Genomic DNA, 21342 nt, shown 5'->3' with positions numbered 1-21342 from the left:
ATCGACACACCCATTTACCTTTTAGTCTAAACCATAACAGCCTATAACAGCAAATACATACATATAACCGCATGAAAAACGCAGAAAAAGTCCCTCGCTTGAGCAATCAACTCAAACGAGGGACTTTCACGTACCTGTCTACTTGTTAGCGAGGCGCACTGGGTTATACGCGACGCCGAAACCTGCCGTGAGCATACCTGCAGCAGTGCTAATAAAACCACCCACATCCGGTGCGCCGAATGTAAGGCAGCCGAGCCCGACGACGGATGCTACGAGGCCGAGCACGTAGATAATCGTGCGGATCTGCTCATTGAACACTGGAGTGTAGTCTGTGGCTTCATTTTTAGCATGTTCTGCCATTTGAGTTCCTTTCTATTTGATGGTTATACGCTGGCCAGCGTAGATGAGGTTTGGATTATTCAGGCCATTAATCTGCGCGAGATGCTGCCAGTTCGTGCCGTACTTAGCGGCGATGCTGCTGAGTGTCTCGCCGCGCGCGACGACGTGGATAGTGTGCTGATTAGCTCCCAGAATCTGGTTTACGCGAGCCTGTACAGCATCGTAGTTTGCTCCGAGCCGTTCGCGGCGCGTGTTCCCGTCGCCAAGCTTGCCCGCGATAACGTCACGCGCTAACTGCTCTATATCCACAGCCGCAGGCGCTGGTGCTGGTGCAGTGGCAGGCGTAGCGTTCCCGATCGGATTAGCATACTTGCCCCACGCAGCAGCATCCCCATAAAACTTATTAAGGTCGAGATTACCGCTATACCCGTTGAGCTGGCCGGTAGACGCGTACTGGCGCATAGCACACGCATACGCACCCTCATTCCACGGGGCAGCCTGGTAACCCGTAGGCTTCATATTTGCGTACTGGGCTACCCAGAGACCGTAATCGCCGATGCCCTGAGCGCGAGACAGTCCACTGGCTGGGATATAGACGAGAGGTTTTACGCCAGTCGTGGCAGATACTCGGTCGCAGAACGTTTTTATCCACGTGTTCGGCTGGTTAGACCATGCTGCATTCTCGCCCATTTCAAAGTCCAACGCGAGCAGAGCACGGCCAACGTAATCGCGAATCGTGTTCACGAAATAGTCCGCCTCTGCTAGAGCACTGCCGCCGCTCGCGTAGTGATAGAAGCCGAGAAGCTTACCCGCAGCCAGCGCGTCGTCCGCCTGCTCGCGCACAGCGGGCGACACGTACCCCGTGCCCTGAGTCGCCTTCACTACGACAAAATCAGCAGGCACAGCAGCAAGATTAATACCCCGCTGCCAATTACTGATATCAATACCATTTAGAGCCATCTATGCTCCTTTCATTATTAAAAAGCCCCGCCGGCGGCGAGGTAGAAAACAATAAGCGCAGCAAGAGCTACGTACTTTACAAGGAGGAGCGCTGCTAGCAGGAGGAGCGCGGATACGAGTCCCGCGACCGTAATCACAGCGAACGCGCCGACAACATGTTTAGCCTTCATCCTCCTCCTTTTCGAGCGGACGCGTATAGTCCCAATTATCCATCGTGAGTCTGAGTTTATAGCGTTCTTCGAGCCACTCGGCGCGCACATGACCTAAGCCGTTACCTCCGAGCTCGATATACTTCTGAGCGACTTCGAGGAGCTCCTCATGCTCGACGCGCGAGCGAGGGTGAGCGAAAAGGCGAGCACGAAGCTGACTGAGATACATATCATCGACCGTCTCCTGCAGTGTATCTATCCGCTCAGCGTGCTCGCTGATAGCGTGGTAATCTCTGTCGAGCTTTGCTTTTACTTCGCTCATTGTGGGCGTGTTTTCGAGTACGTGGTCGAGTGCTTCGCGATTCGTGAGGTCTATCTTCTCCGTCCGCTCCTCCGAGCGTCGGTCAGCACGCTCCAGCCAGAGCTTAATCACCGCTGACCCGGCGATGATGAGACTAATTACTATAAACGTGAGGGCGATGACCATGGGGTCGGTGCCCTCGGGGAATTCAATCTGTGGATACAAAACTAGCGCGCCTCCTCCTCGCGCGAAATAACATAATCTTCATTCTCGGCTTGATACTGCCGCGCAGACAACTACTGCTCACTTGCCGTATATGGATAGAGCTGTGACGTTTTATAAAATCGGTAAGACTGTCACCGTCTCGCAGCAAGTGCTGACTACGTCTACGGGTATGAACGCGCACTTTACTGCGAGTTCGGAGCGCGTGCCTGACGGGTATCGCCCAGCAGAGCAGGGCGTGCTCCTCATGAGTGATAACACTGGCGTCTCAGCGAGCATGATGGTCAACTCGCTCGGCCAGATAGAAGTGAACGGCACTATTAACGGGTCACGTTACCTGCAGGTCTTCGGCTCGTGGATTACAGCCTAATCTGGCATCGTATCGCTCGTCACCCACGCGCCCTGTGCGCTCGAATATCCTGACTTTGGGTCGCCCAGCATCGTGACATCGCCCGCAGTGCCGAGCAGGCACGCGAAGCCCACGTTCAGGAAGTGGATAGGCGTGTTACCGCTTATCGGCCGATAGCCGGCGGGTATGGTTTCACTGGCTCTACTGTAGTTTTGCATGCCTGAGCCAGTGAATTTCACGTTACCATTCGCAAAAACCATGCTATCGACGCGAGATAGCTGGATACTACCACTCGTATATGGTGGCTTCCATGAAGTGGTTTTCCATGTTGTGAGCCGAGAATGAAGATTACGTAAACTAGGCAGCATCTCCACGAGGCGCACTGGCGTACCAATGCGAATACCGTCGAGAGGGACACGGTAGAGTGGCCAATACGCGTCCAAGCTACCGCCCATGATAGTTCCCGACGGAACGGAAGGGTCGCGTGGGTTTGAGGAGGTCGCATAACCCTTCAAAGCGACGAGATTCATCGTCTCTACGCCTGTGGAGCTGGAGCGGTTATAGTGCAGGCAGATGAGGTCGTTGCGCTTCATGCCCTGCGAGCCGGACTGGATGGTTACGTTTTCGGCTGCGCTGATGATGAAGTCGCGGCCTTCCATTGTGCCCGCTCCCGTACCTATCTGCACCGTGTTCGACCCGGTTACAGTCGCGGTGAGATTATTACCCCAGTCGAGTATATACGATCCAGCGCCGCGTAGAGCCTGGTTGAGTGTGCCGATGTCGTTTCCATCAATATGTGGTGTGCCTGCTTTGCCGATGATGAGTTCGAGAGTCATCTTTTAATCCTCCTTACTGTCTGTGTTTGTTGCTGGTTCTGGTGCTGGGTGCATCCAGTCTGTAAAACTCTTATCCTCACCCGTAATGAGACGCGAGTAGAGGGTGAAGCAGTCTGAGTCGAGCGTGTACTCGTCCGCTTTGCCACCCGTGCACTGGGCAGCGTTAAACCTGCTGACGTTATACCAGGTGCGCGCATCCACGCTATTTTCTGCGAGGTATGCGGTTTTCCCGCATCGGTCACACTGGTAGCGAATGAATCCAGAGAGTTTACTCATAATTGTTCTCCTTTACTTCCTTGTAGATTGTTTTAGCTAAGGCGTTCCCACAGGTAGCCCTCGAGCGTGGGGCGCTGGACCCACTGGCCACCATAACGCGAGCCCGGATTAGTCGAGCTCGTCGAATGATAGAGACTTCCCACAGGCCACGCAGTCAAGAACGAGCCACCGCCCGAGCTACCCGACTGGCGGGCGCTAATCGTCCCATCACTCGAGATAGTGATGGTCGAGTTATCGACCTTCACACCACCGAGCGTGTACTGACTGGCGCGTGGCAGCGCATAGCGCGTGTCGGGTGGAGTGCTCCACGAGCCATCCGCACGCAGATACTGACCAGTCGAACCACTCAAGCGCGGCGTGAGACCATCACTGCTTGTGGAGACTCGACTATACGTCGTATCTTGCGTCGTCACACTCCTCCTGCTCCCGTTGCCGAGAGTGGCCGTGAGCGTGCGCCCGGAGATGGAGAGATCCTTAACATAGCTTTCTATCCCGTCACGCAGCGTGCCAACCTCGTTCGATGCGCTGGATGCGTAGCTCATTGCTTGGCTTGCTTTCGACGAGACTGAGTCGAGCTCACTCTGCGTCACGTCCGCGATAATCGTATTATTCGTAATCCTGATGCCGTCACCAGCCGAGTAGACGATACCACCCGAACCGCTCCCGCCAGACGACTCAGAACGACCTCCAGACGATTCGCTAACCTTGCCGACCTCATAGCTGACCGTCAGATTACCGCGAGAGAGTTTCACTATCGTCTTCGTGATAGCTGACGTGACGGTCAGGCCGGTGACGGGGTCGAATGCAGTGACCTGGTCGCCAATATCCCAGCCCTCCGACTCGGGGAGGGTGACTTCGACGCTACCGTTTCCTTTCTGGCGTTCTTCAAGCTCCTCGCGTGTTTTCTGGAGGAGTTCATCGCGTTCCGCATTCGAATAATCGTACGTGTCCGTCACTTCGTCGATGCCGAAAAGCGACTGGGTCGTGCTGACTCTGCCTGCTGCATCTGCATAATAGTGGACGACCACGCGGTCATGCAGCTCACCTTTACCGAGGCCAATGAGATGATTCGTTCGTCTGGTTTCGAGACTTGACTTGACGGGGAGTTCGAGGTTATCGCCGTTCGCGTCTGTTATCCGTTTGACTGGCTCGCAGGAGAGGTAGACGATGTCGTCTCGGCATGAGAAGTCGAGGCGGAGTCCGTATGGTGCGAGGACTTTCATGAGTCCGTCGTACGCGTTCGTGTACCGGTCGAACTGGACGATCATACTCGTCGTCGCACTCGACTGACTGACGGTAAACAGTGATGTGAGTCCGTAGGAGCGGATGACGGTCTCGAGCAGTCCTGCAGCCGTGCCACGATACGTCACATAATCCACGCCAGTGGACGGCTGGAGAATCTTCCCCTGGAGGACTCCAGCCCACGACCTGCCTTTCCACGTGACACTCGTCGAGCCTGAATCACTCGTAGACGTAATCGTGTCAATGATGCCACCGTACGCGCTCCCGTCTATCATCCACCAGTCACCCGCCTTCACAAGAGACTGGTAAGAGGATGGGAGGGAGAGTTCGAAGTCATTCTCGCCACTCCCGTAGGCGAGGTCGAACGTCGCATCCGCTTCTACCGCATACGCCTTCCCATCGCGTAAGAGTACTATATCGACCATGCTGGTTCCACCTCCTCGACGATAGGTGTCACGTCAAAACCGAACGACCCATCCCACTCCACCTGACTCACACCCGGCGCGAGGGGCTCGAAAATATACGCGCCACTACCTAAACCACTGCCACGGTGAGCAGAAGAGAGAACATTGCTCGTGTCCCCGTTCGCTGCTACGAGGGTGGCTGTGCGAGACCGCGAATCCACCGTCACATAACCCCCAGTAGGAATGAGAACGTCGAGCATGTAGTCGTTTCCCCCGATTTTCACGCGAGGATTATTCGACGGACCATAAATCCGCAGGCGGAACGGCATACTCGACGGCATAATATTCTCCACGTGAGCGCTCATGCGTGGCGCTTGCAGGTCGAAGGGGAGGTTAAATGGCAGGTCGAGCCACGTGCCACCCTCAGCAGAGTGGACAGCACACTCGACCGTCGCACCCTCACGCCACCAGACCCCATCGAGCAGGACGATAGTCAGCTGACTCGTCAAGAGTTCCGGCGTAATATCGGACGGCTCGTGCGCCGTGATAAACGCCTTCTGCCGCCACATCGAGTCGATAATCAGCGTACCCGGCTTACCCTCGCGCATGTCGGCAGTGAAGAGTTTGCGTGCCCGGTCGAGCTCGACCCGTGAGGTGACTTTAAAATTAGCCGTCACCTCACGCGCCTGAAGCCCGACGCCACTCATACTATGCGCACCCAAGCTGTACGCCCACTTATAGCCGCGAAGACTCGCGAGCGTCTCACCATAGAGCGGACCGTCAAAACTGACAGTCTCGCCGGTCACGGCACACTCGTACGCTACAGTCTGCATTAGCCCACACTCCTTGTTAATCGTGCGAAGTCACGCATGGTGAATGGTCGGTCACTCGAAGCCTGGTCAGCAAGAATGGTGGCGAGTGAGTCGAGCTTGCCGGCCACGAGAGCCAAGCTAGCCGAGTCGCTACTATCCTTGCTGAACGCGTTGAACTGCTGAATGAGGTGAGCATCCACTCCCCCACTACCCACAGAGCCGAGAAGGCCCCCATATTTGAGTGCCTGCTCGCGTGGAATACGCATCATCGACCCCATCGCATCCACGACACTATCGGACTCGTCTTCGATACCTGCTGCCATGCCGAGCGGGAGGAAGCGTCCGACCTGGTCGCGCATGACGCGCGATGGCGAGTGAATACCGAAGAACGACTTCACTGCGTCGAGCGCGCTCGAGCAGATCGTCTTTATCGCGTCGAGGAATGCGCCACCCATCGCTTTCACACCATTGATTAAGCCTGAAATGATGTTTTTACCGACGCTAATCCAGTCAGTGTGTGTCAACGCGTTAAAGATAGCGCCGACGATGCCAGCCATCGCACCCACGATGGACGGTATAGCCTTTATCAAGCCCACGCCGAGAGTCGTAATCAGCGCGAAGCCCGTACTAATCATCTGTGGCAGGTTCGCCATGAGGTTATTCAGGAAGTTTCCGAAAATCACTGGCACCTGAGCGATAAGCTGCGGGAGCGCATTCATCAGACCCGTTACGAGGCCGAGAAGCAGGTTCAAGCCACTCGTCACCATCTGAGGCAGATTAGACAAGAGCCCACCGACGAGCGCCATGACCATGTTCAATGCCATCGGGACGAGAGCAGGCAGGTAGAGCGCCAAACCGTCCACGAGACTCGTGATAATCTGCGTCGCACCATTCACGAGTGCTGGAGCGTTATCTGTAATGCCCTGAATGACTGTCTGGATGATGTTCACGCCGAACACGAGCCATACAGGCAGCTGAGAGGTGAGATAGTCTACGCCCTGCTTAATCAGATTCGGCAAGTCAGTGAAGAACTTTGAGACCTGTTTCGTTATCTGCCCGCCCATGCTCGCGTCGATAGCGCCCAGTGCGGCGATAAGCGCTGCAACGATACCACCGATACCGATAGCGCCGAGAATTGCCGTCGGGTTCAGGAACACCTTCGTCAAATTCAGGAGACCACTAATCGATGAGCCGAGCGTATCGCCTATCTTCGAGACGCCCGTCTTCAACCACTGTGGACTCTCATTAATCACAGTCTCCCACGGTGCTACCATCTTCTGCATAAGCTGGCCTGGCATATTCTTCAGACTCTTCTCGATACCGCCACCGCCGATAAAATTGACAGCAGAGAGTACTCTACCGCCAGTTTCCTGTAATCGTTCTGGGAGCTTATCGAGAACACCGAAACCGAACATTCCATCAGCGAAGATGTTATTAAACGACTGTTTCTGAGCCTTCAGGCTCTCGCCGAAAGTAGCAAAAATACTACCCGTTTTCGAGACGGCCTGTTCTGCTGCGCCTGGTATTTTCGTTGCGAGACCAGCGAGAATATCACCGTTCGCGAGGAAAGCAAGAGCGCCTGCTGCGGTCGTGGCCTTGATAGTAATGTCTTTGAGGCTGACAGACCCGTTCTGTAGACCCTTGCTAAAGTCGTTGATGAGTTGTACGGCTTTGTCGGCCCACTTGTTCATCTTCTCGCCAGCTTTACCAGCGAGGCCTTCTACAGATCCTGTAAACTGGTCGATAACAGGAATGAGAGCATTAAATACTTTCGTGAGTCCTGTTATGGCTGGTGTTTCGAATTTTTCGCCGAGACGACTCAAGGCACTTTTTACGTTTGCCATCGCGCCATCGAAGGACTGGCCAGACGAGAGTGCTGCTCCGCCGAGGCCTTCTTTCATGGCTGCCGCGAAGTCAGTAAACGAGACTTTACCCTTCGTAACCATATCCTGCGCGTCATCTGTCGTGGTCTTAAAATGGTCGGCGAGAAGCTTAAGCACTGGTATGCCAGAGCCCATGAGCTGGAGCATGTCGTCACCCTTGAGCTTGCCTTTTGCCGCCACCTGGCTAAAGATAAGACCAATATCACTGAAGGAGCGGCCAGACACCTGAGCAGTATCACCCACGGTCTTGAGGACGCTTGTCAGTTCGTCGCCCTTTTTAATACCGCCAGCGATGAGCGTCGCTGCAGTGGATGCAGCATCTCCCAGTCCGAATGCGGTTCCCTTGACGGAGGCGAGAGCGGAGCCCATAACGCTTTTCACGTCGTCGGCCGAATAGCCGAGCGCTTTGAGCTTCACCTGCGCGCGTTCGATATTCAGCGCGCGGTCGAATCCGCCTTTCGCCGCGAGGGTAACGAGGCCGCCGGCGACGGTGGTGATTGCTCCGAGACCGGCTTTACCGATTTTGCTCATGAGTTTCGCACCGCCAGCCGTGGCCTTTGCGAACATGCCGTTTATATTGGATGTACCTTTGTCGAGCTGGTCGCCCAGGCTTTTTGAAAAGCCTTTGGCGGTTGGCACGACGTTGATATAGTAGACACCGATATCAGTAGCTGCTTCTGCCATGTTCCCTCCTCCGCTTTTAAGTTATGCTGCACTCTCTGCGCTCGCGTGTGCGTGTGGCTCTGGTTCGAGCAGTGCACGCAGTTTACTTCTCTTCTTCTCGTCAACTGGTTTCACGTGGCGCGTGGCAGCCGTCAACTCATCACTCTTCAACCAGTCAGGCGCGCTCGCCTGTTTGCTCAGAATGCTGTTGGTGATGTAAATGATCTGTTCGACTGTGGTTGGATAGTAGGAGTATCCTGCGAGAGTTTGCCATGAGTGGCTCGCGTGGTCTTTGAGGATTTCACGCGTCATGAGCCACGCGTCGCGCCAGTTATAGACGGTGAAGTCGAGTGGATGCCCCCAGACTGTTATCCAATCATGTTGGAGAGCGGCGCGCTGGCTGTTCCAGAGGTAAGCAAGGACGATACTTTTGGGTCAGTCTTACTACCCTCCGCCCACGCCTGCACGATACGCTCAAAGTCTTTAATCTTGTCCCCGCTCTTGCGGTCGATTTCTGCGACGAGCTGTGGGTAGTCGCGCATGAAGTAGGCGAGGAAGCTGGCCATCACGTCGGTCTGCTGGTCAGAGGTCAAGCGCTCCCACCCGCCAGACGCGATAACACCAGCCTGGAGAAGGACGATAGGGAGCCTGCCGGAGTCCTGCAGGTTAGGGAGAGTGATCTTAACGTCTCCGTACTGGATGTGGACGTCTTCGAGAGCGTTTTCTGCGACGGACGGCTGAAGAACTGTAACCATGATTTACTCCTTAAATATAAGAGCGAAAAGAGAATAAAAATGGGGCCGGTAGAAGCCTCTTCCCTCCTTACCAGCCCCGCGATTATAAACTGGGGTTTAGTGTGAGCTTGCAGACGCTGCAGCCACACCATCCTTAACAAGCCCGTAGAAGTACATGTCTGCCTTGCCGAGCCCGTTGCCACCGTCTGCTTTAAACGTGCGGAGGGTCACGCCGAAGCTGAACAGGTCGGAATGCTTCCAGTTGAGCGACTCGGTTTCCGTTATCTGCACTTCTGGCGCGTAGAGGATAACGAGGTTATCGTTCTGGTCGAGACCGACGATAACCAGCTTCTTCTTCTCCGCCTGCACGTTCGCATCCACGTGCACGATACCATCAGCGCCGACCGTCGTGGAGAAGTAGAGTTCTACTGTCTCCTTCTTCACCTCGAGAGCAGTCAGCTTGACCGTGTAGTATCCGCCCGAGTTCATCTGCAGGACAGTCGCACCCGTGTGCCCCTTAATCTCGGTCGAATCTCCGGCTTCTTTCCCGATTTCGATACCATCCTCAGAGAAGTAGCCGAGAGGCTTCTTATCGCCTGGAGTCCAATCCTTGCCAATCTTTCCCACAGGTTCATCCTTACCAAAAAGATAGACTGCAGACTCCTTGAAAAGCTTGACATTTTCCTTCACGTTATTATCTGAAACATACGTAGTATCAGCCATAACCAATCCTTTCAAAAAAAAGACAATTACACTAGCCGGCGAGGAGACTTACACTCATCACCGCATACAAACACTCAGCCTTAATATCCTCATCGCGAATACGAGATGACCCCGTCAACACTTCAGCCGAGACGAGAGGTGAACGCGTGGAATGCGCGAGAATAAAACGCTGAACCCGACTCATAAGCTCATGCGCTCCCTGCAGATCAAAAACACCCAGCTTGCTATCCGTCTTATAGACGGTCAGGCGAATGTTCGCATCCTGCGTGATGGGAGTCCTCATCGCGAGATAATCAATGAAAACGAGCACGCAGTCACGCTGCGTGTCTGGGAAGCGTGTAGCGAACTCGACATCTGGAAAAGCGTCACGCAGCCACGAGAGGAGCACAGGCTCGAAACGGTCCGCAACCACAGGAATCGCACTCATACGTGAATGCCTTTCACTGTCTGCGTGACCGTACCATGCTTGAGCTCTTTACCCGCCCAATCACTGATACCGACGCGCCAGCGCCCATTATGCTTCCCATAATTATCAAAACGCGCCACCTTCACCGATGGTGCAGCCTTCGCGTTTTCCGCAGCCGACTGGACTCGGCTCGCGAAACGCTCATTCTGATACACCATCTTATCGAGTGCACCCTTATTCAGTTCGAGCTTACCCTTCACGAGTCCGCCCTCCTCCCACATCATATGCACGCTCACAGTGCACAACGATACCGACCGTATGCTCGCCGTCGCGCGACCAGCGCACAGCCGGACGCGACACCGTAAAACGTTTCCCACGAATCTCCAGCACATCCCCCACGTGGACCGCGAGAAACGAGTCCCGCGTATACACGTCAAACTCTTCGGCCACGCTCACGCGCCCCACACTCTCACTCGCTGACGACGAGGGAGCGCACAGGCCATAGAAAAAGCCCACCTCTACAGGAGGCAGGCTCACCCTATTACCATCTGCATCCCTCTCTACCAGCTTCGAGGAGAGGAGAATAACCTTTTCCACCAGCTCACCCTCCCAAACTAATAACAGAGATAAGCCCGTCGCTTGCGGTGAGCGACGCGCGCTCACTGCTCGTGATGTAGAGGTCTCCGTCGGGGTTTGTGAATGTCCACGAGTCCGCGAATGAGCCGGTAGTCTGGCTCATTTGGCGTACCCCCATGCGTTCCTCGACGGCAAGCATGGCACGTTTAACCATCTGGCAGACGATACGCTCGAGCGTTGTACTCGTTGCCGAGTGGACGGCGGATGGGTAGTCTGTGCGGATTTTGTCGCTCGCATCCTCGAGGAGGACCTGGGCTCGCTTGCTTTCACTTGCTGTGAGTGGACGCCAGCGAGCCTGGAGCTGGTCTACCGTTGCGAAACTTTCCACCATCGTGTCCTCCTCGCCTTTGCTCAGGCTAATTGTCGGCTTCTATGCGTGTGACGGTCTGTTCGCCCGTGTCGATATTGCGCCAGATATGAAAATCGACGCCATCATCGCGAGTGACGTCGAATTCCTCTACACGGTCAGTATCCTTCTTCACGTTAGCCATTGACTACACCCTTCAGTCGTGCTGCAGCCTTACCGCCGAAGACGGCGAGGCCAGCGTAGAGTTCGACGCGCGTACGGTAGACTGGCTTATCCTGTAGCAGGCCAAGGTCATCGACCTGGACTCCACCATTGGTCAGGCCAGCCACGCCCGTTTCGCCTTCACCCTGACCGTAGCGGACAGCGTAAATGGAAGACGTGTTCTGAGCCGTGCCCTGAGTCTCGTTAACCGGGAGGATTGCGTTACCGTCTGGCTTGTTGCCTGCGTCGAGGATAGGGATACCGTTCCACATGGTCACACGCTTACCGGTAATGTCTTCACCGATGAGCAGATCTGCAGAGATGTGACGTCCTGCGGAGCGAATCTTGGACAGGATAGCGCTGTTCGCGTAGATAGCGCCGTTCGTTTCGTCGATGCCGTCTACGCTGGCGAGGAGTTCGTCGAGCTTGTCGAGGAACTTGTGGATGTCCGTGTTGGAAGAGCCGAGCACAGGCAGACCGTTCGTTCCAGCGTCGAGGACCTGCTTACCAGTCAGGCGCTTCTTCAGCCCGTCGAAGCCCTTTGCGTTCACGGACGTGTCGCCGTTGAAGAACGCGTCCTGGAATGCGTAGGATAGTGCCTTTACCTTGAGCGTGGTCTGGACGGCGCGCTGGTCGTTCAGGTTAGAACGAGTCTGCTCGATGAAACGGTCCACGTCCGCGTCGCCACCCAGAATGTAGAGTCGTTCGCTCTTCTGGTTCACGACACCCGTAGACTCCGTGTAGGCTTCATTCACGTCGCGGAATGCGACACCCGGCAGGGTCGCTTCCATGTTATACGCGTAGGAGTTGCCCTTGATTTCGATGAATGGGATACGGTCGAGTACTGGAGAAGACTGGACGAACGTTTCCAGCACTCCCTGCGTGAGCGCGTCTGTAGACAGCTTCGCAGATTCAGCAAGTGTAATAGCCACAGTAGCTTCCTTTCACTAAATGAAAAATTTTACTTTGTGTTATACGCGTCAGCCATCTTCTGACGAGCAGACACAGGCTCACCCACAGTGTGGCGAGACCTTTTGCCCGCTGGAGGAAGACTAGACGCAGAAGACGCCATGCGTTCAGCAAGAGCCTGAGCATTCGCTTTCAGCTCATCACCCTCACCCTTCAAGAGCTCCAGAACCTCCGTAGAGAGCCCCGTCTCCTTAGACACGGATGCGATGAGTGCTGCATGTTCAGCCTGAGCCTTGAGCTGGTCTCGTTCCGCTTCCACGCTCTTCGCCTGCTGTTCCAGCTCTTCGAGCCTGGACAGGTTCTCGGACTCGTTTTGGTCGTATTTCGCGGCCTTCGCTTTCAGCTCCTCATAGTCTGCATACTTTGCTTCTATTTCCGAAACTCGCTTATTGAGCGCCTTGCTGAAATCTTTTGCAGACTCACGGTCAGGCTCATGCGATGCGTCAGCCTTCTTATTAACCGCAGCTGCTTCTGCTTCTAACTGTTCAGCAGTCTTCGGCTCATCCGCAGAGGCTTCCACCCCTCCACTCTCAGCTGGCGTATCAATAAAACGAATCCAGAATGGAATCTTTGTAAACATAACGTCTCCAATTTTGTTCATGCGCTCAAAACAACGCAGTGAGCGAATCTGCGAAAGTGGCAGCGTAAGGACTCGAACCAAAAACACCCCAAAAAACGGCGACACTACCCAAGAACGAGAAAAGGCGTGAAACCGCGAACGGTTCACGCCTTTAACTCAATTCAACTACTTTAACTATTCCTCCGGGACAGGAACCTTTTTTAAGTCCGGCATATACTTCCAAAAAGCATCACTACCCGGGAAAAGCGGAAAAACCTCCCCTGTTTCCTTATCTACAGCGTAAGAAACATTCCCCGGAATATTAGTGATATAAGTTTCCCCCAACTCAGCGAGAGTAAAATTCCAGCATAAATCCGACTCGAAAAGGCGTACTACCTTTTTATGAGGAAAGCTTTCGAGAACAATTGCACGCGCTTGAGAATAATCCATTCTTATTCCTCCTCTTCGCAATATTTCTTCACGTAATGAGTCACCTTTGCGTTATCTACTCTCATTATACGAGTTTTATCCTCCTCAACAAGCTCAAAAAACTTTTTTACATCAGTTTTTCCTGTCTGAGGATCAATAAACCTCACTACCCCATTGTCATTCTCTGCAATGAAAACGTGAGCGAGGTCGTTATCCTTCCATGAAACATAGACGATAGCCCTACTTCCTTCGCCCCACTTATTCATAAGTGCAAGAGTGTCCTCGAGTCCGTCCCCCTTGCATTTATACAACGTGCTACGAAAAACTCTAGGCCAATAAATACTATCGTAATCATCACGAGGAGTTCTATTCTTCCGCATAGGACGCTTCCCGGCAGTAACTGAAAAACCTCTTCTTCTCATTTCATATGCCACAACACAACGAGTACAGTTATATGTATACCCCAAGTCACCAGACCCATATTTAGGGTTAGTTCCACTGAGAGCCTTTTCTATATCACTGTTATCAAGTCTCTTCTGAAAAGGAATGTCACGATTAAAATATGCATCACTAACACTTCCTGGATACGAACTGCGAAGAGTTTTCAGTACCTCACGATAATTCGTGGACGTGGTCGCCTTCTTCGCTTCATCCCACATCTGACGATACTTTTCCGGCTCATACCCGTCCAGGACTGTGCCCTTACCCCATTCGGGGACGATAGCACAGTCGCAATGCTGATGAAACACGTTATCGAGACCGCCCGCACTCTCCTGAGTATGATAGTAGAAACCACGCGACGCGAGCATCAGGCAGAATGCACACGTGACAGCACCACTTGGGACTCGTGCCCAACGGGGATGATTCGGGTCGAGACGAATATTCCGCAATCCAGTCTGATGGTAGGAGGCGTGCATCAGGTCAGCGAGAATCTGCTGTGCATCCTCTAGGCTATCCCACGGGACTTTCGCCCAGAGTTCCTCCATAGACCGTCCAGAACGCGTACGCCCCTCTTTCACCTGCTTGTAGGTTACGCCAGCGAAATCAGAGTCGTTGAAACCGCCCATGATCTGCCAGAGTGCCCTATCCGGGTCGAGGGCCTCGAGGTTTGGGAGTTCGCCTAAATCGTAGCCGGCCTGACTCCAGATTTCGCGAAGAGACGTGTAGTATGCGTTTGCTTCCTGGCTGGCTTGACGCGCGTAATCCTCCATCACGAAGCGGATATCATCGATAGACGCTCCCGTATCGTAGAAGTATTCGAGATTACTCGTTGCTTCCTCGATAATACTGTCGAGGAGGTTACGATGCTTCTTGTACGCGAGGTTCAGAAGCGCTTGTATTTCGCTGGACAATGCCATTATTCACGCCTCCTGTCGTCTGAGAGAGAGCTGCACGTAGCTGAGCGACAGCTTCCTGAGCCTGTTTCTTCTGCTGATACACGCGGAGCGAGCGACGCTGGTCATCATTCAAGTCCAGCATGTCATACACGACTTCACTATCCGCCGGAAGCACTCCAGCAGATACGAGCTTGACTGCAGCATCAGCTGACGCAGCACGCGACGGTGTCGCAGGATTCCTCCACTGGAGCACCAGTTCCACCGCATCCTTCTCGAGAGCCTTACGAATAATGTTTAGCCAGGCGAGAGAGAATGATGACTGGCACGACTCAGCCAAAAGGCAGAGTTCTTTCTGCGCTTTATCGATAGCCTCCGCAGAAGATGGATTATCCGTCAGAACGCCCATCTCGTCGGGTGGCATGCTCGTCGCTGCAGCGAAAAGGCTCGCTGTGTTGCGTAGCTGGTCGATGTGTGGCTGGAAGCTCGCCTGCTGGAACTGGCCCACATCCACACGCTTACCCGTCTGCGGATTATCAGGAATAACCAGAACCGAATCCAAGAGAAGTTTCCACTTCGGCATGACCTGACCGCCGGGCGCTTCAAACATGCTCTTCGACGCGCCAAGCAGATAGCGAGAACCGACCGAATAGAGGTCAGCCTGAAGCTCAGAGCGCAGGAACGTGCGTACCGCACTATCCGTGTAGCTCATGACCGCACGCGAGATGCGACTGCGGCCGAACGGGCGCTTATCGTCCGGACGGTACGCGAGAAGCTCACACGGAATACGACCCGTATTCGCCTTCTCAGACGAAATAGTCCAACTACGCCCACTTCTCGTAATAACCACCGTATGCTCGTATGTCATGAGATAGATGACCTGTGGTGTTTCCTGGTCGTCGTCCGCAACCTCGACGAGGAGTGCTGCCTCGAGCCCGTGGCGGCGCGCATCCCAGATTCCTGACGCATGGTCGGCAGTGAAGACTTCGATAATCTTCCCCGGCTCACCATCAGCAGTATCGCCCTGCAGGCAGGCTACGAATGCGCACGAGTTGACGAGAGCAGACTTATGTGCCTGACTCATCGACTCAAACAGTGCGTTATCTGCTATCAGTTTCTCCACCGCGTCAGGGAGCTTCAACCCGTCCGTCGTGCGCAGCCCGTCGACTACGATACGGTTCGCGAGGACTTCCACTGCCTTCTCTGGCCAGCCAACAACCACGCTAATATCCGTCGCGACAGGAGGAAGACTATAGCCGATATCGTGAAGCTCATTCTTCCCGTCATAGTACGCGTTGCGCTCTTTATTACGCGTCCGCTTCTTCATCAAACGGGCTTTGAGCTGACGGTATGTGAGCTTATCATCACCGTCTAAGCCTTTAATATTTTCCGGAAGAGAGAAACTCATCCCAGCCTCCTTCTCCTTGTGAGAAAGCCAAAAGTTACCAAATGTATTCGTGCACGCCTGGACGGCGCAGCGTCGTATACGCGCCTTGAATAGCAAACGAGCACGCGACAAGAGGGCTAATATCCACGTCACTACCCGTCTTATTCCACCCGAACAAGCCACTGCGGCCGAGTGGGCGCGTGGTCACATTATGCACGGCCACGGCCAGTGACTGCTGGAGCGTGTCCGGTAAATGCGAAAGCTGGCCAGTAGCCAGCAAGTCGAGAAAACGCCCTGTAGCCTGGCCGACATCTTTCGTCTGAAGAACCGTGACCATTACGCCAGCAGACACTAGGTCATCCACGAGAGTCATAGCTGGCCCCTGCGAGTCGATGACTACGCTCGCCGTGTCATCCCAGCGTTCGGCGAGCCAATCGATAGCCCACTGTAACCCGTCTTCGGCTACGTTTTTCTGTGCGACCATCTCGATGTGGCAGGATCCATCCTCGTACTTCATGCACGCGCCAATAGTCAGCGTGCTACGGTCAGGAGTCATATCCAATGCGTACGACTTAAAACCACCATCGCGCCGCTGCGGGACTGTAGCAGACTCCCACTGGCGGAGGTCAATCACACTATGCGAGACGGTCTCATCCCAGATTCCGAGCGCTTCGCGGCGGAACGAATCATCTGAAAACTGGCGGCGCATACGAAGAATACTGCTCTCCGACGTACGCTGCGGGTAACTCGGATTCGCTTTACGCCACTGCTCGCGATCGTCCAAGTCGCATGTCCGGTCAGCGCTAAACTCGACGTAGAGCGTATCCTTATCTAAGCCTTTAATCGCGTTCAAACGCTTCACCGAGAACGCTTCCCCATCATCCTTCGGACGAGGAGGCGTACCCATATAAAGAATCAGTGGGTTCGGCGACGCGTTCGTCGTCGGCACCATATCCTCCATCGCCGCCTGAGAAAGTATCTGGCACTCGTCGAATGCGATAACATCAACCGCATCGAAACCACGACCGAAGCCCTGCTCGCGAGCGCCAAACAGAATACGCGACCCATTCGTAAAACTAATCTCCTGCTGGCCATTCGCGCGGCGCACCTTATCGAGGAAACGCTGAAAAACTTTACGCTGCACAAGATCACTCAAATTACGGAACGTCTCACCCGACGTACGTGTATGGTGCGCCGTCCACAAAACCGTCAGACCCGGCGTGAGCGCGCAATGCATAATAAGCGCCGTGCCAATCATAAAAGTCTTACCCACCTGGCGAGGGATAGACAAGACAGCGCCACCCACGCCACACGCATACTTGCCATCCTTACGCTTACCAAACAAGGCCATGAGCAGGCCGTGCTGCCACGCATCATACGTCACACCCAACGCGTTCAGTGCTTTCTCGTAGCGCGGAAAATCGGTCGAGACGATGCCTTCCGGCAGGATGCAGTGGCGGGCGAGGTCAGATAGACGAGGCGTCGAAGGCTGTGGATTCATCCTCAACCTCCAATCCATCAAGCTTAGTGAACGGGTCATCGCCAGCGACCACGGACTCGAGTCGCTCCGTGACCGCGACCAGCTCGCGACTCAACGCGGCGAGCGCGGATGGGCTCGTGTCTGGCGACTCCATCGCCCTATGCAAAATATCGCGAGTAAAACGAAGCTCCTCTTCCAAACTCGCATCATACATACGATCAAACGACTGGCGCGTAAGTTCTCCCGGGAATACGTTCGTGCGCACTCGCCCCTTACTCGTCTCGATAACGACAGGCTGTCTCACGTCTTCCTTCTCCTGTTTCGCGAACGCTTCAGGATCCTTTTTCTTCTTCCGGTTCGCGTACACGCGACACTTATCCGAACAGTACTGACGCCTATAGCTGTATTTACTTCGAGGGAGGTCTTTCCCACAGTTTTTACACTTCACTCTAGGACCTCCAATCTTTTATTGTTACGTGAAAGAACATCGTTATAATCCCACGGTTACGCTCCTTGGCGCTTATGGGGAGATTTTAGCCCTCGGTCCGAGGTGGCAGGCCAATAAAGAGAGGGGATATAGCCCCTACCCTTAGCTTAGCACACGGTCCTCGTCTGCGTTACCATGTGCTTGTTTCGTTCACTCTCACAGCCCCAAGGTCTGTTGGTTGCTGTGTGAGTCGCGCTCGCGCCCACGCGGTCGTATGGTTGCTTTTAAGCCGGTTGCAGGCGCGGTGTGCGAGCTGACAGTTCTCAAAACTGTAGGGGTTGCCACCTCGTGAGACTGGAATAATCTCGTCGACTTCTGGCGCGCCCGGCAGGATAGTACCAGCGAGGCTCTTGTCGACGGGTTTGCCGCATAGGTGGCAGTGGGTGTAGGTGGAGAGGACGCGTGCGCGGAGTTTGTTCCTGCGAGCACTGTTGAGGCGACGTGGATTGTTGACCTATAGGACAGATTGTGTGTATGGTTTTCTTGTTTTGGCGTGTATTTTCGAGGCGTGTCGGGTTTTTAAATCGGTGATGGGTTTTTAAACTTTGGACACTATGTGTGTATATAACGCCGTGTGAGGCATTGTGTTTACTGGCGTGAGGACTGGTTTAAATTCTTGCGTGTGGTGTGGTTATGCTCGTTTGTATGAAAAACCTAAAGTGTGGCTCGTGTGGCCAAGCAATGAAAAAGAACGGGTATACCAGTAGTGGTAAGCAACGCTGGAGGTGTTTTACCTGTCGAGTCTCGCGTACTGTAATCTACCAGACTCGACGAGCGTATTTCACCCAGTTTATTGACTGGTTAACGAGTAAAACAGAGCAAGCATCCATGAAGGGTAAAGGCCGTACATTTCGCCGGCATACCAGCCAGTTCTGGCAGTATTGGCCGATCCCCCGACAGGCTGCTTCACCTAGTGATGTGGTATTTTGCGATGGTATTTATCTAAAACGACGTCTGGTTGTTCTTATTGCTCGTGGACGAGAGTATGTATCAGGCTGGTATCTAGCGCGTAGTGAAAACACGTATGCGTGGGAAAGTCTTCTCCAACGCATTCCTCCCCCAATTATGGTGGTCAGTGACGGCAGTAACGGGTTTGCCAGCGCTGTCAACACAGTGTGGCCATCTACGCGTATTCAACGGTGCTTATTCCACGTGCATAACCAGATTATACGGTGTACAACCAGGAAGCCTCAACTCCAAGCAGGCCAAGAACTCTATGCTCTGGCCGAGCGAATCGCGCGTCGTATGACCGCCAGTCAAGCCCAGCAATGGGTGAAAGACTATAACCAGTGGTGTCAAACCTGGGATGAGTTCCTGAAACAAAAAACAATCATTAATAAGAAAAGCGAGTATACACATAAACGGTTGCGTAAAGCACGCCGCGCGATTAACCAGCTTATTCGTGAAGGAACGTTGTTTACGTATATCGAGCTCGATCCGGATAATCAGGGTCTTTATCCACACACGAATAACATGATTGAAGGAGGAGTGAACTCTCAACTTCGGGATATGATTCGATGGCATCGAGGCCTTCCCCTGAGTAAACAAGCAAAAGCTATTTTCTGGTGGTGTACCCTGCATTCTAGTAAAAACATAGACCTCTACGAGCAGTTAGACACACTTCCCACAGACGAAACAATCACTGGTTTCTACGCGCAAGCCCACGAGAAGTACGAAGACGATAAAGACATGCGTTTATGGGGAGACCAACCCGTATGGGAAGAATTCCACACAGGCAACACGCTCTCCTAAACACCACCACGTTTAGCAGAAACCTCTAAAAAAAGGGGGGCTTTCACCACAAACACGAAAGCCCCTTTTAACCACCCCAAATACACACAAAATGTCCTATAAGCCTGTATTTAGATGTATTTTTTTGCACCTATTTGCATTCTACACGATTTTAAGGGGACTGGGCGAAACCCTAGTATTTGCAGGGCTTTTCGGCATGAAAAAACCCTTCTGAGATGAAACTCAGAAGGGTATGTGCGGAGACGAGGAGATTCGAACTCCTGAACCGCTTACGCAGTTAACACCTTAGCAGGGTGCCCCTTTCGGCCACTCAGGCACGTCTCCGTGTTCCTACTGTAAAAGTAGCAACTGTGCTAGTCTATCACATCTTCAGAATTCGGCAAGTCGGTGTGTGCTCCGGTGTGTATCCCGGTGTGTGCATACCCCGCACACCGGCACACCTCTCTACCTAGTCCGCTATATCTATCTCTTCCACTCGACCCTCGCTATCCTTGACGCGCGTGTGGTGTCGCGATGTCAGGTCGTGCGATGGTAGCGGATCCTCATCGCTCGTAAAGCTGATGATCACCGCGAAGACTATGACGCCCACTCCCACGAAGTCGAGCCAGGTAGGACGCGAACCGAACAGGACGCTGACGAGAAGATTGACAGCAGGAAGGATAGCCTGCATGACGGAAAAGCGGGTCGCTGTCACGCGCCGCATGAGCACCTGATCGAGCAAATACGAGACGATGGACGCGCCGAACGTCACCACGAGCAGAAGCCCCACGAGCTTCACCCAGCCGAACTCGCCGCGCGCCCACGTGGCATACGCGGCCGGCTGCACCACGCCGCGCACAGCCGGAACAGCCAGGAAGATACTCTGGAACACCCAGCCGAGGGTGAGCGAAATGGTCAGATTATCCAGGCCAGAACTGCCGTGCGCCACCATGCGACCGAGGACGATGTAGATGGCCCACAGCACGCCGCTACACAGAATCGCGATGATGCCTGGAACGGACGACGGCCCTATGGAGAACAGCGCTGCGCCGCCCAGAACGAACACGCCGAGGAACGCGAGCGCGGCGCCCATGTACTCACGCCACGTATGTCCCGTAAAAACTGCCACAGCCAGTGGTCCGATGAACTCCATAGCCATAGCCACGCCGGAATTCAGCGTCTGGATGGCTATGTAGAACACGCCGTTCATGCCCGCGACTGCCACACCGAGCGCCGCCAGAATGATCCACGTTTTCGCATCTTTCGGCAGGTTCGCACGCTTCTTCGCAGACAGCGGCCTGCGCCACGACATCATGATAACCGCGGTCAGCGCCACGCGCCACCACGACACATACAGCGGCTCTATCTGCGTGAACGCTATCTTACTCAGTTCATTCGCGAACGAGATGGACAGCATCTGCACTGCCGCCACCGCCAGCACTGGCGATGTATATAACGCTTTACTTATCCACTTTTTCACGTTTCTACCCTACTTCTTCCGGCGTACAGGCGTGTTGTTCTAG

General features: G+C 54.1%; 26 protein-coding genes, 1 tRNA gene and 1 pseudogene. 2 read left to right on the top strand and 26 right to left on the bottom strand.

Annotated elements, in window-relative coordinates; genetic code table 11:
- Positions 1 to 138: 138 nt before the first annotated feature.
- The 4 genes from ALMA_RS03025 to ALMA_RS03015 are packed head-to-tail and all read right to left on the bottom strand — an operon-like array spanning position 139 to position 1974.
- Positions 139 to 360, bottom strand: a complete 222-nt coding sequence (locus ALMA_RS03025; RefSeq protein WP_094726334.1) for a hypothetical protein — start codon at positions 358 to 360, stop codon at positions 139 to 141.
- Positions 361 to 372: 12 nt separating this feature from the next.
- Positions 373 to 1299, bottom strand: coding sequence for a GH25 family lysozyme (locus ALMA_RS03020; protein ID WP_094726333.1), 927 nt, complete (start codon positions 1297 to 1299; stop codon positions 373 to 375).
- Positions 1300 to 1316: 17 nt separating this feature from the next.
- Positions 1317 to 1469, bottom strand: a complete 153-nt coding sequence (locus ALMA_RS08130) for a hypothetical protein (protein WP_158520637.1) — start codon at positions 1467 to 1469, stop codon at positions 1317 to 1319.
- Positions 1459 to 1974, bottom strand: coding sequence for a cation:proton antiporter (locus tag ALMA_RS03015; protein ID WP_148140243.1), 516 nt, complete (start codon positions 1972 to 1974; stop codon positions 1459 to 1461). The genes ALMA_RS08130 and ALMA_RS03015 overlap by 11 nt, the downstream gene beginning before the upstream one ends.
- 103 nt (positions 1975 to 2077) lie before the next feature.
- On the opposite strand from ALMA_RS03015, the gene ALMA_RS03010 reads away from it, so the two are divergent.
- Entirely contained in the window at positions 2078 to 2341 is a 264-nt protein-coding gene (locus tag ALMA_RS03010; protein ID WP_094726331.1) for a hypothetical protein, read from the top strand.
- Here the strand turns inward: ALMA_RS03010 and ALMA_RS03005 are convergent.
- The 20 genes and pseudogenes from ALMA_RS03005 to ALMA_RS02910 form a co-directional block, all read right to left on the bottom strand.
- On the bottom strand, positions 2338 to 3156 hold the full coding sequence (locus ALMA_RS03005; RefSeq protein ID WP_094726330.1) for a hypothetical protein: 819 nt from the start codon (positions 3154 to 3156) through the stop codon (positions 2338 to 2340). The genes ALMA_RS03010 and ALMA_RS03005 overlap by 4 nt on opposite strands.
- Positions 3157 to 3159: 3 nt before the next feature.
- A complete protein-coding gene (locus tag ALMA_RS03000) occupies positions 3160 to 3432 on the bottom strand; it encodes a hypothetical protein (protein WP_094726329.1) in 273 nt (90 codons plus the stop codon).
- Positions 3433 to 3464: 32 nt separating this feature from the next.
- Positions 3465 to 5099: a hypothetical protein gene (locus tag ALMA_RS02995; protein ID WP_094726328.1), complete on the bottom strand. Its 1635-nt coding sequence runs from the start codon at positions 5097 to 5099 to the stop codon at positions 3465 to 3467.
- Positions 5087 to 5911: a hypothetical protein gene (locus ALMA_RS02990; RefSeq protein ID WP_094726327.1), complete on the bottom strand. Its 825-nt coding sequence runs from the start codon at positions 5909 to 5911 to the stop codon at positions 5087 to 5089. Before ALMA_RS02990 ends, ALMA_RS02995 begins: the two co-directional genes overlap by 13 nt.
- Positions 5911 to 8457, bottom strand: coding sequence for a tape measure protein (locus ALMA_RS02985; RefSeq protein WP_094726326.1), 2547 nt, complete (start codon positions 8455 to 8457; stop codon positions 5911 to 5913). The genes ALMA_RS02990 and ALMA_RS02985 overlap by 1 nt, the downstream gene beginning before the upstream one ends.
- A gap of 347 nt (positions 8458 to 8804) precedes the next feature.
- The gene (locus ALMA_RS02975; protein ID WP_094726324.1) at positions 8805 to 9191 is read right to left on the bottom strand and encodes a hypothetical protein; all 387 of its coding nucleotides are present in this window, start codon (positions 9189 to 9191) and stop codon (positions 8805 to 8807) included.
- Between the two features lie 96 nt (positions 9192 to 9287).
- Positions 9288 to 9893 (bottom strand): phage tail tube protein, encoded by a 606-nt coding sequence (locus ALMA_RS02970; RefSeq protein WP_094726323.1) that lies wholly within the window; start codon positions 9891 to 9893, stop codon positions 9288 to 9290.
- A 31-nt stretch (positions 9894 to 9924) separates the two neighbouring features.
- Positions 9925 to 10320 carry a hypothetical protein gene (locus ALMA_RS02965; protein ID WP_094726322.1) on the bottom strand — a complete coding sequence of 132 codons (396 nt, stop codon included), beginning with the start codon at positions 10318 to 10320 and terminating at the stop codon, positions 9925 to 9927.
- Positions 10317 to 10559 (bottom strand): hypothetical protein, encoded by a 243-nt coding sequence (locus tag ALMA_RS02960; RefSeq protein WP_094726321.1) that lies wholly within the window; start codon positions 10557 to 10559, stop codon positions 10317 to 10319. Before ALMA_RS02960 ends, ALMA_RS02965 begins: the two co-directional genes overlap by 4 nt.
- Complete coding sequence (locus ALMA_RS02955; protein WP_094726320.1) at positions 10549 to 10896, bottom strand: hypothetical protein; 348 nt, start codon at positions 10894 to 10896, stop codon at positions 10549 to 10551. Before ALMA_RS02955 ends, ALMA_RS02960 begins: the two co-directional genes overlap by 11 nt.
- Before the next feature lie 4 nt (positions 10897 to 10900).
- Positions 10901 to 11266: a Gp19/Gp15/Gp42 family protein gene (locus ALMA_RS02950; protein ID WP_094726319.1), complete on the bottom strand. Its 366-nt coding sequence runs from the start codon at positions 11264 to 11266 to the stop codon at positions 10901 to 10903.
- Positions 11267 to 11291: 25 nt separating this feature from the next.
- Complete coding sequence (locus tag ALMA_RS08305; RefSeq protein WP_143272245.1) at positions 11292 to 11426, bottom strand: DUF2400 domain-containing protein; 135 nt, start codon at positions 11424 to 11426, stop codon at positions 11292 to 11294.
- On the bottom strand, positions 11419 to 12375 hold the full coding sequence (locus ALMA_RS02945) for a major capsid protein (protein WP_094726318.1): 957 nt from the start codon (positions 12373 to 12375) through the stop codon (positions 11419 to 11421). Before ALMA_RS02945 ends, ALMA_RS08305 begins: the two co-directional genes overlap by 8 nt.
- Positions 12376 to 12404: 29 nt before the next feature.
- Complete coding sequence (locus ALMA_RS02940) at positions 12405 to 12992, bottom strand: coiled-coil domain-containing protein (RefSeq protein ID WP_094726317.1); 588 nt, start codon at positions 12990 to 12992, stop codon at positions 12405 to 12407.
- Positions 12993 to 13166: 174 nt separating this feature from the next.
- Entirely contained in the window at positions 13167 to 13421 is a 255-nt protein-coding gene (locus ALMA_RS02935) for a hypothetical protein (protein ID WP_094726316.1), read from the bottom strand.
- Between the two features lie 2 nt (positions 13422 to 13423).
- Positions 13424 to 14758: a VG15 protein gene (locus ALMA_RS02930; protein ID WP_094726315.1), complete on the bottom strand. Its 1335-nt coding sequence runs from the start codon at positions 14756 to 14758 to the stop codon at positions 13424 to 13426.
- The gene (locus tag ALMA_RS02925; RefSeq protein WP_094726314.1) at positions 14700 to 16142 is read right to left on the bottom strand and encodes a phage portal protein; all 1443 of its coding nucleotides are present in this window, start codon (positions 16140 to 16142) and stop codon (positions 14700 to 14702) included. Before ALMA_RS02925 ends, ALMA_RS02930 begins: the two co-directional genes overlap by 59 nt.
- A 34-nt stretch (positions 16143 to 16176) precedes the next feature.
- Positions 16177 to 17622: a terminase large subunit domain-containing protein gene (locus tag ALMA_RS02920; protein ID WP_094726313.1), complete on the bottom strand. Its 1446-nt coding sequence runs from the start codon at positions 17620 to 17622 to the stop codon at positions 16177 to 16179.
- The gene (locus ALMA_RS02915; RefSeq protein WP_094726312.1) at positions 17588 to 17968 is read right to left on the bottom strand and encodes a hypothetical protein; all 381 of its coding nucleotides are present in this window, start codon (positions 17966 to 17968) and stop codon (positions 17588 to 17590) included. Before ALMA_RS02915 ends, ALMA_RS02920 begins: the two co-directional genes overlap by 35 nt.
- Positions 17969 to 18218: 250 nt before the next feature.
- Positions 18219 to 18455, bottom strand: a pseudogene (locus ALMA_RS02910) (HNH endonuclease); the annotation flags it as partial.
- 266 nt (positions 18456 to 18721) lie between these two features.
- Between ALMA_RS02910 and ALMA_RS08040 the strand changes: the two are divergent.
- Positions 18722 to 19840: an IS1249 family transposase gene (locus ALMA_RS08040; protein ID WP_338023186.1), complete on the top strand. Its 1119-nt coding sequence runs from the start codon at positions 18722 to 18724 to the stop codon at positions 19838 to 19840.
- A 237-nt stretch (positions 19841 to 20077) separates the two neighbouring features.
- Here ALMA_RS08040 and ALMA_RS02900 read toward each other — a convergent pair.
- Together ALMA_RS02900 and ALMA_RS02895 are read right to left on the bottom strand one after the other, a co-directional pair.
- Positions 20078 to 20164: transfer RNA gene (locus tag ALMA_RS02900), tRNA-Ser, on the bottom strand.
- A gap of 124 nt (positions 20165 to 20288) precedes the next feature.
- Complete coding sequence (locus ALMA_RS02895) at positions 20289 to 21299, bottom strand: EamA family transporter (RefSeq protein WP_148140241.1); 1011 nt, start codon at positions 21297 to 21299, stop codon at positions 20289 to 20291.
- Positions 21300 to 21342: the final 43 nt, after the last annotated feature.

It is taken from the genome of Alloscardovia macacae (assembly GCF_002259705.1).
GTDB lineage: Bacteria > Actinomycetota > Actinomycetes > Actinomycetales > Bifidobacteriaceae > Alloscardovia > Alloscardovia macacae.
This window is presented reverse-complemented; position numbering and strand designations above follow the sequence as displayed.